Consider the following 13,371-nt stretch of genomic DNA (forward strand, 5'->3'; position numbering starts at 1 on the left):
CGGTTTCCTTCGAAACTAGCTGCCTTCGTGCGTAGACGACGCTCTAGCTTCGTGCGGGGATCGTCCGGCAAGTGACATGAACCGAAACAGGATGGCATGTGGCGCCGACGCAGGAAAGTTGCGGGCGATCACCGGCGGAAAAGTACGAAACGGCAGGCCGCCTAAGTGCCCCCGTTCGGATTAGACTTCAACACAAAGAGAATCTGATGAGGCCACAACAGCAGAATAGGCGCATGCGCGGTCGTAACAACAACAATAACAACAACAATAACAATAACGGCAACAACAACCGCAAGGGTCCAAACCCACTTACGCGCAACTATGAGAGCAACGGACCCGACGTAAAGATCCGTGGTTCTGCGCAGCAGATCGCTGAAAAATACACCACCCTGGCGCGCGACGCGCACAGCTCTGGTGATCGCGTGATGGCCGAAAACTATCTGCAGCACGCAGAGCACTACAACCGCATCATTGCTGCCGCCATGGCGCAGATGCCCATCCAGCAACAGCAGCAGAGCCGCGACGACTTCGATTCCGACATGGATGACGAGCGCGACGATGACGGTGTGGGCAACAACGTTGCCGAGGCCCAGGTCCAGCAGCCTCAGTTTCAGCCGCAGCCGGTCGTCAATGGTTCCGGTCCGCAGCCTGACATCGAAGGCACGCCGGCCGAGGTCGCCCTCAACCCGGAAGCCGCCGAAGGCCAGCCGCGTGAAGGCCGCCGCGAGCGCCGCCCCAATCGTGAACGCCGTCCGCGCCAGCACGAGCAGCAGGCCGAGGCATCGCAATCGGAAGTCGCCGTGGCTGAACAGCCGCAGCCGCAGGCAGCCGTTGCGGAAGCAGTCGTCGCCGAGGCAGTGGTTGCTCAGGCGGCACCTGCCGCCGAAGCCGCCGAGGGTGAAGTCGCTACCGCGCCGCGTCGTGGCCGTCGTCCTCGCCGTGGCGAGCGCGCCGTAACCGAGGCATCCGGCGACGCAGGCGAAGCGCCGGTAGCCGAGCCTGCCATCGTCGAAGGCTGACCGCTTTTAGCAGTCAAGGCTTTCAAGCCATTTCAGTTAGAACGATTTGGTCAGTTAGAGCCATTTGGGCGGCGGGATGAAAATCCCGCCGTTTTTTGTTTTTGACCTCATCGACCGGGCGGCGCGAAAATCTGATTTGATTTCGCCCGCCGTGACGCGCAGACTCGAAAAAAATCCCGTTCCGTCTGCGTGTCAAAAAATGCGGCACGGCACTGCTGACATGCCTTGAGGTATATCGTCCTAGGCACCATATCAGCCTCAGTTGGATCCGGCCCGGTCGGGCGGGTCCGTCACCTTGAACCTGGCCGGTGCCGCTAAGCGGGCCGGTACGGAAATGGAGACACCGAATGAATCTTGAGAAATACTCCGAGCGCGTCCGCGGCTTCATCCAGTCGGCGCAGACCTACGCTCTTTCCAACAATCACCAGCAGTTCACGCCCGAGCACATCCTCAAGGTGCTGATCGATGACGACGAAGGGCTTGCGTCGTCGCTGATCGAGCGCGCCGGCGGCAATGCCCGCGACGTCAGGCTTGGCGTCGAGGCCGCCCTCAAGGCGATGCCGAAAGTCGAGGGCGCCAACGGCCAGCTCTATCTGGCGCAGCCGCTCGCCAAGGTGTTTTCGACTGCCGAGGAGCTGGCCAAGAAGGCCGGCGACAGCTTCGTCACCGTCGAGCGCCTGCTGACGGCACTTGCCGTCGAGAAGTCGGCCAAGACCGCCGACATCCTCGCCAAGGCCGGCGTCACCGCCCAGGCGCTCAATGCGGCGATCAACGACATCCGCAAGGGCCGCACCGCCGACTCGGCCAGCGCCGAGCAGGGCTACGACGCCTTGAAGAAATACGCGCGCGATCTCACCGCCGATGCGCGCGCGGGCAAGCTCGACCCGGTCATCGGCCGTGACGACGAGATCCGCCGCACCATCCAGGTGCTGTCGCGGCGGACCAAGAACAATCCGGTGCTGATCGGCGAGCCCGGCGTTGGCAAGACGGCGATTGCCGAGGGGCTGGCGCTGCGCATCGTCAATGGCGATGTGCCGGAAAGCCTCAAGGACAAGCAGCTCATGGCGCTCGACATGGGTGCGCTGATTGCCGGTGCCAAATATCGCGGCGAGTTCGAGGAGCGGCTGAAGGCGGTGCTGTCCGAAGTCACCTCGGCTGCCGGCGGCATCATCCTGTTCATCGACGAGATGCATACGCTTGTCGGCGCCGGCAAGGCCGATGGCGCGATGGATGCGTCCAACCTGCTCAAGCCGGCGCTTGCCCGCGGCGAGCTGCACTGCGTCGGCGCGACCACGCTCGACGAGTACCGCAAACATGTCGAAAAGGACGCCGCCCTTGCCCGCCGCTTCCAGCCGGTGTTCGTCTCCGAGCCGACGGTCGAGGACACCATCTCGATCCTGCGCGGCCTGAAGGAGAAGTACGAGCAGCACCACAAGGTGCGCATCTCGGATTCGGCACTGGTTGCCGCCGCGACGCTGTCGAACCGCTACATCACCGACCGCTTCCTGCCCGACAAGGCGATCGACCTCGTCGACGAGGCCGGTTCGCGGCTGCGCATGCAGATCGATTCCAAGCCCGAGGCGCTTGACGAGATCGACCGCCGCATCATGCAGCTCAAGATCGAGCGCGAGGCACTCAAGCTCGAAAAGGACGACGCCTCGCGCGACCGTCTCGAACGGCTTGAGAAGGAGCTGGCCGGGCTCGAGGAAGAGTCGACCCGCGTGACCAGCCAGTGGATGGCCGAGAAGGAAAAGCTCGGCCTTGCCGCCGACCTCAAGGGCCAGCTCGAAGAGGCCCGCAACGAACTCGCCATCGCCCAGCGCAAGGGCGAGTTCCAGAAGGCGGGCGAGCTTGCCTATGGCCGCATCCCCGAGCTTGAAAAGAAGCTCGTCGAGGCCGAGGCGCTCGAAGGCCGGGGCACCATGGTCGAGGAGACCGTGACGCCGGACCATGTCGGCCATGTCGTGTCGCGCTGGACCGGCATTCCGGTCGACAAGATGCTCGAAGGCGAACGCGACAAGCTGTTGCGCATGGAAGACGAGATCGGGGTCCGTGTCGTCGGCCAGGGCGAAGCGGTGCAGGCAGTGTCCAAGGCTGTCAGGCGTGCCCGTGCCGGCCTGCAGGACCCCAACCGGCCGATCGGCTCGTTCATGTTCCTCGGCCCCACCGGTGTCGGCAAGACCGAGCTCACCAAGGCGCTTGCCGACTACCTGTTCGACGACGAGCATGCGCTGGTGCGCATCGACATGTCCGAGTATATGGAGAAGCACTCCGTTGCCCGGCTGATCGGCGCGCCTCCCGGCTATGTCGGCTACGAGGAGGGTGGGGCGCTGACCGAAGCCGTGCGCCGCAGGCCCTACCAGGTGATCCTGTTCGACGAGATCGAAAAGGCGCATCCCGATGTCTTCAACGTGCTGCTGCAGGTGCTCGACGATGGCCGCCTGACCGATGGTCAGGGCCGCACCGTCGACTTCCGCAACACGCTGATCATCATGACGTCCAACCTCGGCGCCGAATACCTTGTGGCGCTCGGCGAAGACGAGGATGTCGACCAGGTCCGCGACGAGGTCATGGGGGTGGTCAAGTCGTCGTTCCGGCCGGAGTTCCTGAACCGTATCGACGAGGTCATCCTGTTCCATCGCCTGCGTCGTCAGGATATGGGCCGGATCGTCGAGATCCAGCTCAAGCGGCTCGAAAAGCTGCTGTCTGACCGCAAGATTGCGCTGTCGCTCGACAAGGACGCGATCGACTGGCTCGCCAACAAGGGTTACGACCCGGCCTATGGCGCCCGCCCGCTCAAGCGCGTCATCCAGAAGGAGTTGCAGGACCCGCTCGCCGAAAAGATCCTGCTCGGCGACATTCTCGACGGCTCGACCGTCAAGATCACCGCTGGCTCGGACCGGCTCAACTTCCGGTCAAAGCCGACGGTGGTGAGCGAAGAGGCGGCTGCGTAATGTGATGAACTGGCCCTTGCTGGAAACAGCAAGGGCCAGTTTCAACGCGTCTCAACCGCAACGAGATCACGACCGTTGGCGGCGTTTTCGGCCCGCAGGTAGGAGCGTGAGAGAATGACCGCAGTCATGACGATCTGGTAGCTGCTGATGGCTGTGCCAATCATCGCGCTGAGCAGGAGGCCGAAATCAAAGCCGCCTGCTGCCGGGAAGTAGGAGTCCCCTGCGCCCAGCATGTTGGCTGCGGCTGCGATAGCCAGGATCTGTACAACGCTCAAGAGGCCGAACGACACGAGCAGCCGAGGGAATGCATAGAAAAAACTCATTCTGCCGCGGCGCCCGGCGGCTGCAAATGTTTTGTCGCTCTGCATGACGATGGCGGGCAGCATGGTTCCCCACTTTGCGAAAACCAGTGCTGCCGACAAAAGCAGTGCCAAAACTGCCGTGGCAATGAGGCTGGTCCTTCCCCAGTTGTTTCCAGACAGGAATATGACCAGGGCCAGCATTGGTGCGCAGGAAATTACGCCCAGGACGATTGTGCGGAACACGAAGCTGCCGATGTATCTTGAGCTCTTGCTTTGCAGTTCACGCATGGCGTCTGCCGTGCCGAGGCGGGACAGAACCGATAAATGTGCAGGGATTGCCAACATCGCGGATGCGAACGTCAGCGCGATGGAGCTCGCGGATGTATTCTCCATTTTCTCTTCGATCATCAGGAAAACCACGATCATCGCGCAATACGCCAGGACGTAAATGATCTCCTTCTTCATGATGCGTAGCGACGTGGACCAGATGTTGCCGCCGTTTTCCATCGACGATTTTCCTTTGTGCGCACCGGGACTAAGCATGCGCAAATCTGACACGGCATCGTGAAAGTAAAGTTAGCTTCCATTGCGGAGTAATTGAAAGAATTGCGGGGGGTATCGTGACCATGACACTCGGCGACTACAACAGCTTCTGCGCTTCGCTGCCCCACACGACCCATGTCGTGCAATGGGGGGCGCGCATGTCTGGAAGGTCGGCGGCAAGGTCTTTGCCATCGCTGGCTGGAGCGACGGCGACGGGCTCGCGGTCACCTTCAAGGTCTCCGAAATGGCCTTCGACATCCTGAAGGAGCAGCCCGGCCTTAGGCCCGCACCTTATCTCGCCTCGCGCGGCATGAAGTGGATCCAGCGCCAGAACGGCGAGACCATGGATGACCAGGGCCTGCGCGACTATATCGGCGAAAGCCACCGGCTGATCGCCGTGAAGCTGCCGAAGGCTATGCGCAGGCAGCTCGGCCTTCCTGCCTGACCTCGATTCGAGGGGGGGACCTCGACTTAAGGCGGGTGTCGCCCGGCCAAGGTCTCAAAATCCACCTAACGCGGTCATTTTCATGCCCCGTTCATGTTGGAAAGGTTAGCAGATCGTTATTGGATGTCGGTGGAAGATGGTGATTCCACCGCGGCTGCTGTCAGCGGCCGAGATTCGGAGAGATGTGGCGACCATGTTGCGCAAGATCGTTGTGCTTTCGGCCATGGCCACCGGCCTGTCGGCGCTCCAGGCAGCGGCTGCGGCCGCGCCGTCGGGCGAGCCCGCATTGCCACGCGTACAGGCCGACAGGAACTTGCTCCAGCTTGCCCAGAGCGAAGTCGAGGTCTTCTACGACAGCCGAGGCAACCGCGTGCTCGTCGATCCCTACACCGGCAAGGTCATCGCCGTGCAGCCACCGGAGACGCGCCTCAACCGACCGGCCTTGCGCCGCGAAATGCGCCGTCAGGAGCTTCGCCGCGACTACCGCCAGGGCGATGTGCTGATCGGCCCGGCCGATGACGGCTATTACAGCGACGACGCGCTGGCCGTTCCGGCCGATCCCAATGGCGACGATTACTACAACAACGACCTCGACGCGTTTCCTGAGGCGCCCGGCGGGCCGCGCGTCGTGTCGCGCGAGCCGCTGCAGAGCCCCGACGACCAGCCGGCACTGCCGGCCAACCCACGTATCACCGACCGCCCGCTTGAGCCCTCCATTGCCGTCAAGGGCCGCGAGGATGTCGCTTCGCTGCAGATCCTGCTCGATCGTCTTGGCGCATCACCCGGCGTCATTGATGGCCGCTTCGGCTCCAATGTCGACAAGGCGCTTGTTGCCTATAACGAGATGACCGGCGCCAGCCTGAAATCGACCGACGCCGAGGGCATCAAGCAGGCGCTGGCCGAAACCGGCGGCGACGCCTTCGGCTCCTACACCATCACCCCGGAAGATGCGGCCGGGCCCTTCGTCGCCTCGGTTCCCGCCGACTACAGTGAAAAGGCCAAGCTCGAGCGCATGGCCTTCACATCGGTCACCGAGATGCTGGCCGAGCGTTTCCACATGGACGAAAACTATCTCAAGGCTCTCAACCCGGACCTCAATTTTAACCGCCCGGGCACCATCGTGAAGGTCGCCAATTTCGGCAAGCTGGTGAACAAGCCGGTGTCGCGCATCGTCGCCGACAAGGGGCTTAAGCAGGTGCGCGCCTATAACGAGGCCGGCCAGCTCGTCGCCGCCTATCCGGCGACCATCGGCTCGGGCGACACACCATCGCCGACCGGCACCCATGCGGTGTCGCGCGTCGCACTCGACCCCAACTACACCTACAATCCCAAGCTCAATTTCAAGCAGGGCGAAAACGACAAGGTCCTGACCATCCCGCCGGGCCCGAACGGCCCGGTCGGCTCGGTCTGGATCGCCTTGGATAAACCGACCTACGGCATCCACGGCACACCCGACCCGTCCAAGATCGGCAAGACTGAAAGCCATGGCTGCGTGCGCCTGACCAACTGGGACGCACGCGAGCTCGCCAAGATCGTCAAGGCCGGTGTCCCGGTCGAGTTCATGGAATAGGGCCGGCCGGCCTTTGGGGCACGGCGGGCGAATAATCTGCTGGTATGATGCGCCCGACCGTGCAGGAAATCGCTCAAGCCTTGCAGGCGGCTGAGCTGTTGTCGGCTGCCTTCATCGACAGCGGGCAGAACAATCTTGTTCTCGATGCGGGCGATCTGATCGTGCGGGTACCCCGCCACGACGAAGCGCGGCGCGATCTGACAAGAGAGGCCGGCATTCTTGCCGTTCTGGCGCCAAGGCTGCCTTGGCCGGTGCCAGCGCCGCAACTGCGAAGCGTCGGCGCGCATGTCGTTGCGGTCCATCGCAAGGTGGCGGGCGAGCCCTTGCTGTCGCTCGCTGGAATGACGGACAAGCAGAAGCTGGAACTGGCTCGAGACCTCGCGCCGTTCCTGCGGGCCCTTCACGCGATGCCGGTCGAGCTCCTGCCGGCCGCCGTTGCCACCGACACCATGGCCGAATGGCGCGAACTGCGCGACAAGCTCGACGCCAAGGCGCTGCCTTTGCTGCCTGCCGACACCGGCGCGGCAATCCGCGCGCGCTTCGACCGGTTTCTCGGCAATGGACATGATACCCCGCGCGCGATCATCCATGGCGATTTCGGCACCGGCAACGTCCTGGTCGACAACGGCTAGGTTTCGGGCGTCATCGATTTCGCCGGCTGCAGCAAGGGTGACCCCGCCTATGATCTCGCCAGCCTGTTTGCCGGCCTGGGCGACGATTTGCTGGCGCTGATGGTGCCGCATTATCCTGGCATCGCTACGATGCGGGACCGCATCGCCTTCTATCGCAGCACCTTTCCGCTGCTCGACGTGCTTTTCGGCCTTGATCATGGCGATGCAGCAGCACTCGAAGCTGGGCTGCGATCTCTGACCGGCGGCGACGTTCAGGGCTGACTGCCGTCTTGCATTTGCATCGCGGCTGCCGGCAAATATCCGCAGATTGAGGTAGCCAGATGAATATTCGCTCCGAACAGCCTGCCGACGTCGCAACGATCCGCGCGCTCACCCGAGCGGCCTTCGCGAACGCCCCGCATTCCAGCCAGACCGAGGCTGCGATCGTCGACGCTTTGCGCGATGCCGGCGCGTTGACCCTGTCGCTGGTCGCCGAGGACGCCGGCAAGATACTCGGGCATGTCGCCTTTTCGCCTGTAACTGTCGGCGGCGACGCCGGCTGGTATGGTCTTGGCCCGGTTTCGGTCTGGCCCGACAGCCAGGGCAGGGGCATCGGCCAGTCGCTGATCCACCATGGGCTCGACGAGCTGCGCCGGATCGAAGGCAAAGGCTGCGTCCTCATCGGAGATCCGGCCTACTACTGCCGCTTCGGCTTTGTCGCCGATCCTGCCGTCACCTATGCCGGCCTGCCGACGCAATATGTCCAGCGGCTGACCTTCGGCGATGCCGTCCCCAGCGGCGAAATCGTCTATCATGCCGGTTTCGGGGCGAGCTGAGCCTGCAGTTGCAGCGGCGAGCGCTCAGTGCACGCTCGCCGTTTCCCTGGTGAGGATTTCCACCAGCCGGTCGAAGCCGGTTTCGGTGCCCGCAATGCGCGCCGCCATAGCCTCGGCGGTGCCGAGAAAGGCCAGCTGCTCGGTAAATCTCATGCGCGTCCGGCCGGCTTCGGGCAAAAGTTCAATGGTCGCCAGCGATGCCGAGATGCGCGTGCCGCCAAGGCTCATCTCAAAACCATAGATGATGCGCCGCTCCGCCAGAATGTCGAAATAGTCGGCGCGGAAAGTAAGCTCCGCGCCATCAGGCATGCGCTAGCGCTTGGCCTCGATGCCGCCGACTCGGAAATCGAAGCTGTCCTCGAGTTCGGTCCAGTCGGGGTGGCAGTCGTTCCAGGCGCGCTTGAGTTTTTGGTCCGACCAGAAACGGAAGGCGTGTTTCGGAGACGCCGGCAGTTCGCGCTCGATGACAAAGGTCTGGTGCGCCACATCGGTCATTGATCCTGCTCCTCGGGAAGATCCTTCATCGCCTGCACGAGGCGGTCGAATGCCTGGTTCATCGCAGTCTGCCGCTGTCGCACCCAGTCGTTGATGCCGGCCAATGCCATGGGTTCGATCGTATAAGTGCGGGTCCGGCCGACCTTGCGCGAGGCGACGATGCCGCCATCCTCGAGCACCTTCAGATGTTTCAGCGCCGAGGGCAGCCGCATGCCGTGCGGTTCGGCCAGTTGCTTGACTGTTGCCGGACCTATGCTCAGGCGCTCGACCATGCCGCGTCGGCCGGCATCTGAAAGGGCGATGAAGACGCGATCCAGTTGTTGCGGTTCGATCATCGGCGCGTTCCATTCTTATCCCTGGCCTTATCCCTGGCCTTATCCCTGGCCTTATCCCTGGCCTTATCCCTGGCCATGAACAAATCGTTCCGGCATGGCTTCGCGATAGGGGAAGAAGTGGAAATAGGGCTGCGCCTCGGCGAGCGTGCGTTGTACCGAAGGGCGCGCGATCAGTCGCTCGAAATAGGCGGCGAGATTGCGCTGGCTGCTGGCGAAGGGCTGCACGATCGAGGCGTAGAACAGGCCTGGCGTGGCTGAGCAGTCGGCGATGGTGAAGTCCTCGCCTGTCGCCCAGCTCTTGCCGGCCAGTTGGCTCTCGATCATCTGGTAGGCGGTGTCGAGCGTGCGCCGCGCATCAGCTACCCCGACCGGATCGTTGCCGCCTTCGGGGCGTATCCTGTCGGTGACGATCTTCTGCATCGGCACGCTGACATAAAGATCGAAGAAGCGCTCCCACAGCCTGGCGTCGAGCTGGCGCTCGGCCTCAGTGGGCAGCAGCGTCACCGGCCCGGGATAATGCTGCTGGAGATACTCGATGATGATGCTGGTCTCCGGCAGCACACGGTCGCGCGCCCCGTCATGCAGCACCGGGATCTTGCCAACCGGCCACTTCGCCGTCAGCGCCGCCGTCTCGCCGGGGTCGCCGAGGTCGACAATCACCTGGTTGAACTCGGTCCCATTCTCGTAAAGCGCGATCAGCACCTTGTGACAGAACGAGGCGAGAGGGTGGGAGTACAGCGTCAACGCCATTGCGGAAGCTCCAAAAGTTTCCTTGAGGGGAAACTATTGGAGCTTGGCGGGGTTGGCAAGAGAAAGTTTCTGTAGGTGGAAACTATTGGTTGGCCTGACGGACACCGACGTTGAACGTGGAGAGATTTCGACGGTCGGCGACTTTTCTCGTTGCGCGAAATCCGGGAGCGATTTTCTCGCGGCAACTCCTCGGTCTCGATCCTTCGCACCCCCCTCCGGCCTGCCGGCCATCTCCCCCGCAAGGAGGGAGATTAGTCGCGTCGCTGGCGTCGCCTATCCTGCAAAGTTGCAGGAAGTAGCCTTGCGATGCTTAGTCGGGGCATGGATGAAGGCGTGATCTCCCCCGCAAGGGGGAGATGGCCGGCAGGCCAGAGGGGGGGTGCGAAGGATCGCGACCTGGAAGGTTTGCTTCATAGGGCACCGCCGGCCTGCGAAGCCGAACCGGCGGGGAGAATGCGAGAGCGAAGAGCCATTCGCCTGGCTTCCAGAAATCGTCCCCCTGGTCGCTTCCCGTCCAACACGTGCCCACATAATCTCACCTTCATGGACATTTCCGACACAACGCCGACCCCGGCCAACAACAACCACGTCTTTTGCCCGCCGGAGGCGCGGCGCTATGTGCTGGTCTCGGCGATCCTTGCCTCGAGCATGGGTTTCATCGACGGCTCGGTGGTGTCGCTGGCCATGCCGGTCATCCGCGCCGACCTTGGCGCTTCGCTCGTCGACGCGCAGTGGATCAGCAACGGCTACATGCTGTTTTTGTCGGCGCTGGTCCTGCTCGGCGGGGCGGCCGGCGATGTCTTTGGCGTCCGCAACATCTTTGCCACAGGCATTGTCCTGTTCATGGTCACCTCGGCGGCCTGTGCGCTCGCCGTCGACGCCGAGATGCTGATCGTCATGCGCTCTGCGCAAGGCATCGGTGCCGCGCTCATGGTACCGGGCAGCCTCGCCCTCATCGCCAAGTCCTATCCCAGTGCGACGCGCGGCAAGGCCATCGGCCAGTGGGCGGCGTTCTCATCGCTGACCACGGCGATGGGACCGTTCGTCGGCGGCATGGTGTTGTCCTTTGGCGCCGATTGGATGTGGCGGCTGATCTTCGCCATCAACGTGCCGATCGGGCTCGTGGCGCTTGCCATGCTGCTCAGGAAGGTGCCGCAGGATCGGCCGTCGTCCAGGCGCCGGCTCGACATAACGGGTGCCGTGCTGGCAACCGCCGGCCTTGGCCTGATGGCCTGGGGACTGACCGCCTTTGGGCTGCCCACTGAGGCGCGCACTGTTTCGCCATGGCTGTGGATCGCGGTCGGGGCTGCAATCTTCGCCGGCTTCATCGTATGGGAGAAGTGGGCGCGGGCGCCGATGGTCAAGCTCGAGCTGTTTGCCTCGCGCGCTTTCACCGGTGCCAATCTCTACACGTTGATCCTGTTTTTCGCCTTCAACGCCGTGCTGTTCTTCCTGCCGATGACCGTCGTCTCGGGCTGGGGTGCCAAGGAGTGGGAAGCGAGCCTGCTGTTTCTGCCGCTGTCATTGTTCATCGCCGGCCTGTCGAGCTATTCGGGCCGGCTGTCTGACGCCATCGGCCCGCGCTGGCCGCTGACAACAGGCGCTGCGATCGTCGGTATTTCTTATGTCGGCCTGGCTCTGACCATGCCGCTGATGATGCTGTGGCAGGTGACCTTCCCGATCCTGCTGCTCAAGGGGCTCGGCATGGCGATCGTCGTCTCGCCGGTTTCGGCGGCGGTGATGCGGGCGACACCGGAAGAGGACACCGGGCTCGCCTCCGGCATCAATAACGCGCTCGCTCGTGCCGCCGGCCTGATGGCAGTGGCGTCGCTCGGCGCCGTCGCCGGCGTGGTCTTTGCAAATGTCCTGGGAACGGCGGCACCCGGTGCGGAGTTCGGCGCCTTCGTGACAGCACCGCTCGATGCCGGGGCAGAAGCCTTGCGGGTGGCCGCGACCAACAGCGCCTTTACGGCCATCGCCGCCATCTCGGCTGCGATGTGCTTCGTTGCCGCAGCCGTTGCCTGGGTCACCCAGCCGTCGTGGAAAAGGAAGGAAAAGGCTTAGCCGCTGACCTTGGCGGTGCTGGCGACTTTCAGCGCGTCCTTGTTCTCGTCCTTGAGCAGGTCGTCGATGCGCTCGCGCTCGCGCTTGAAGGCGACGAGCTCGTCGCCCTTCAGCACGCGGCCGGTGGGCAGGCGCACGCGCATCGGGTCGACCTTGGTGCCGTTGACGATCAGCTCGTAGTGCAGGTGCGCGCCGGTCGACAGGCCGGTGGTGCCGACATAGCCGATGACCTGGCCCTGGCGGACGCGGGCACCGGGAACGACGCCGGGTGCGATGCGGCTCTGGTGATTGTAGGACGTCTCGTAGCCGTTGGTATGGCGGATCATCGTCTGCTTGCCATAGCCGCCGGCCCAGCCGGCCTTTTCGACGACACCGTTGCCCGAGGCGATGATCGGGGTTCCGGTGGGAGCGGCCCAGTCGACGCCGGTGTGCATCTTGACGTAGCCGAGGATCGGGTGCTTGCGACCGCCGAAACCGGAGCGGAACTTACCGTTGGGCAGCGGATTGCGCAGCAGGAACTGGCGGGCGCTTCGGCCATCCTCGTCGAAATAGTCGATGGCGCCGTCGCCCATCTGGAAGCGGTAGAAGTTGCGCGTGTTGCCGCCGAAATTCGCCGAGACATAAAGCAGCTCGGAATCGGCCGAAGCTTTGTCGTCACCGTCTGGCTGAGAGAAGAACACCTCGATCCGGTCGGATGGGTTGAGCCGCGACTGGAAGTCGACGTCTGAAGACAGCAGCCGGACCAGCTTCTTGGTCATGTCCTGCGACATGCCGTAGGAATAGGCTGCGCGGTAGATGCCGTCATAGACGGTGGGCAGCGCGCCGCGCGAGGTCGTCGGCACCGTCGGCGTATCCTCGAATGCGGTGGCGATTTCGGGGTTCGGCTCCGGCTCGTCGCCGGGAACGAACTGATTGCGGTCATCGAGCGCGATCGTCAGGATGTGCTGCGAGCGATCGTAGACACTGGTGCGTACGATCTTGCCGACATCGCCGCGGACCTCGAGGCCGACGCGCAGAACGGTGCCGGCCTTGAGCGCGGTCGCATTGAGGAGCCGCGAGACAGCATTGGCCATGCCCTGGGCATCCTCGCCGGCATAGCCGGAGTCAGCCAGCGCATCGACGATCTTGCGGTCTTTCTCGAAGGCGATGATGTCTTCGGCATAGGAGAGTGTTTCGGGATCGACGTCGGCGCGCGCGGTGACGGAGACGTTCTCGGGCACGATCTTGATGCCGTAGGAGCCGGCGAGCGTCTGGTCGGCGAAGGCGTCGCCGAAGCGCTGCGGATCGACATAGTGCAGAGAGGCAACCTGGATGTCGCCTTCCGTCAGGTCGCCGCCGGCATCGCGCACCACTTTTTCGACCTCATTGGCGGAAAGTGCTGAGCTCTCGTCGAAGGCCGCTGTCTCGACCGGGAAGTCGACGGTCTTGAGGCTCATCTCGCTCTCGA

At 63.4% G+C, this 13,371-nt stretch carries 12 protein-coding genes and 2 pseudogenes (1 of these 14 running past the window's edge); 8 read left to right on the forward strand and 6 right to left on the reverse strand.

The window, feature by feature from the left end:
* The first annotated feature begins 206 nt into the window (after positions 1–206).
* Both DY201_RS07955 and clpB read left to right on the forward strand, forming a co-directional pair.
* A complete protein-coding gene (locus tag DY201_RS07955; RefSeq protein WP_115730735.1) occupies positions 207–1,019 on the forward strand; it encodes a DUF4167 domain-containing protein in 813 nt (270 codons plus the stop codon).
* Between the two features lie 347 nt (positions 1,020–1,366).
* Positions 1,367–3,973 (forward strand): ATP-dependent chaperone ClpB, encoded by a 2,607-nt coding sequence (gene clpB / locus DY201_RS07960; protein WP_115730736.1) that lies wholly within the window; start codon positions 1,367–1,369, stop codon positions 3,971–3,973.
* A 41-nt stretch (positions 3,974–4,014) separates the two neighbouring features.
* Here clpB and DY201_RS07965 read toward each other — a convergent pair whose 3' ends face one another.
* The gene (locus DY201_RS07965) at positions 4,015–4,782 is read right to left on the reverse strand and encodes a hypothetical protein (protein WP_115730737.1); all 768 of its coding nucleotides are present in this window, start codon (positions 4,780–4,782) and stop codon (positions 4,015–4,017) included.
* Positions 4,783–4,901: 119 nt separating this feature from the next.
* On the opposite strand from DY201_RS07965, the pseudogene DY201_RS07970 reads away from it, so the two are divergent.
* From DY201_RS07970 to DY201_RS07985, 5 genes and pseudogenes are all read left to right on the forward strand, one after another.
* Positions 4,902–5,263: pseudogene (locus DY201_RS07970) on the forward strand (MmcQ/YjbR family DNA-binding protein).
* Positions 5,264–5,456: 193 nt separating this feature from the next.
* Positions 5,457–6,833 (forward strand): L,D-transpeptidase family protein, encoded by a 1,377-nt coding sequence (locus DY201_RS07975; RefSeq protein WP_115733666.1) that lies wholly within the window; start codon positions 5,457–5,459, stop codon positions 6,831–6,833.
* Positions 6,834–6,880: 47 nt separating this feature from the next.
* A pseudogene (locus DY201_RS07980) lies at positions 6,881–7,552 on the forward strand (phosphotransferase family protein); the annotation flags it as partial.
* Complete coding sequence (locus DY201_RS29815) at positions 7,553–7,726, forward strand: hypothetical protein (RefSeq protein ID WP_165915897.1); 174 nt, start codon at positions 7,553–7,555, stop codon at positions 7,724–7,726.
* Between the two features lie 59 nt (positions 7,727–7,785).
* Positions 7,786–8,280: a GNAT family N-acetyltransferase gene (locus tag DY201_RS07985; RefSeq protein WP_115730739.1), complete on the forward strand. Its 495-nt coding sequence runs from the start codon at positions 7,786–7,788 to the stop codon at positions 8,278–8,280.
* Between the two features lie 24 nt (positions 8,281–8,304).
* On the opposite strand, the gene DY201_RS29410 is transcribed toward DY201_RS07985, so the two are convergent.
* The 4 genes from DY201_RS29410 to DY201_RS08000 form a co-directional block, all read right to left on the reverse strand.
* Positions 8,305–8,589 carry an SRPBCC domain-containing protein gene (locus DY201_RS29410; protein ID WP_245431926.1) on the reverse strand — a complete coding sequence of 95 codons (285 nt, stop codon included), beginning with the start codon at positions 8,587–8,589 and terminating at the stop codon, positions 8,305–8,307.
* A 3-nt stretch (positions 8,590–8,592) separates the two neighbouring features.
* On the reverse strand, positions 8,593–8,775 hold the full coding sequence (locus tag DY201_RS29415; RefSeq protein ID WP_245431927.1) for an SRPBCC family protein: 183 nt from the start codon (positions 8,773–8,775) through the stop codon (positions 8,593–8,595).
* The gene (locus DY201_RS07995) at positions 8,772–9,110 is read right to left on the reverse strand and encodes an ArsR/SmtB family transcription factor (RefSeq protein WP_115730740.1); all 339 of its coding nucleotides are present in this window, start codon (positions 9,108–9,110) and stop codon (positions 8,772–8,774) included. The genes DY201_RS29415 and DY201_RS07995 overlap by 4 nt, the downstream gene beginning before the upstream one ends.
* A 63-nt stretch (positions 9,111–9,173) precedes the next feature.
* Entirely contained in the window at positions 9,174–9,860 is a 687-nt protein-coding gene (locus tag DY201_RS08000) for a glutathione S-transferase family protein (RefSeq protein ID WP_115730741.1), read from the reverse strand.
* Between the two features lie 543 nt (positions 9,861–10,403).
* Here DY201_RS08000 and DY201_RS08005 point away from each other — a divergent pair.
* Positions 10,404–11,924 (forward strand): MFS transporter, encoded by a 1,521-nt coding sequence (locus tag DY201_RS08005; RefSeq protein ID WP_115730742.1) that lies wholly within the window; start codon positions 10,404–10,406, stop codon positions 11,922–11,924.
* Here the strand turns inward: DY201_RS08005 and DY201_RS08010 are convergent.
* Positions 11,921–13,371 carry the 3' portion of a M23 family metallopeptidase gene (locus tag DY201_RS08010; protein ID WP_115730743.1) on the reverse strand. Its footprint extends 517 nt past the window's final position, so only the last 1,451 of its 1,968 coding nucleotides appear in the window; its start codon lies off the right edge, out of view; it ends in the stop codon at positions 11,921–11,923. The genes DY201_RS08005 and DY201_RS08010 overlap by 4 nt on opposite strands.

Origin of the sequence: Aminobacter aminovorans (genome assembly GCF_900445235.1) — a bacterium.
Classification (GTDB): domain Bacteria; phylum Pseudomonadota; class Alphaproteobacteria; order Rhizobiales; family Rhizobiaceae; genus Aminobacter; species Aminobacter aminovorans.

Bases quoted from the DNA above. Each gene is read 5' to 3' on its own strand.
- DY201_RS29415 (WP_245431927.1), bottom strand. From the start codon at position 8,775: ATGACCGATGTGGCGCACCAGACCTTTGTCATCGAGCGCGAACTGCCG.
- DY201_RS08000 (WP_115730741.1), bottom strand. From the start codon at position 9,860: ATGGCGTTGACGCTGTACTCCCACCCTCTCGCCTCGTTCTGTCACAAG.
- DY201_RS07955 (WP_115730735.1), top strand. From the start codon at position 207: ATGAGGCCACAACAGCAGAATAGGCGCATGCGCGGTCGTAACAACAAC.
- DY201_RS07995 (WP_115730740.1), bottom strand. From the start codon at position 9,110: ATGATCGAACCGCAACAACTGGATCGCGTCTTCATCGCCCTTTCAGAT.
- DY201_RS07975 (WP_115733666.1), top strand. From the start codon at position 5,457: ATGTTGCGCAAGATCGTTGTGCTTTCGGCCATGGCCACCGGCCTGTCG.
- clpB (WP_115730736.1), top strand. From the start codon at position 1,367: ATGAATCTTGAGAAATACTCCGAGCGCGTCCGCGGCTTCATCCAGTCG.
- DY201_RS29410 (WP_245431926.1), bottom strand. From the start codon at position 8,589: ATGCCTGATGGCGCGGAGCTTACTTTCCGCGCCGACTATTTCGACATT.
- DY201_RS07985 (WP_115730739.1), top strand. From the start codon at position 7,786: ATGAATATTCGCTCCGAACAGCCTGCCGACGTCGCAACGATCCGCGCG.
- DY201_RS07965 (WP_115730737.1), bottom strand. From the start codon at position 4,782: ATGGAAAACGGCGGCAACATCTGGTCCACGTCGCTACGCATCATGAAG.
- DY201_RS08005 (WP_115730742.1), top strand. From the start codon at position 10,404: ATGGACATTTCCGACACAACGCCGACCCCGGCCAACAACAACCACGTC.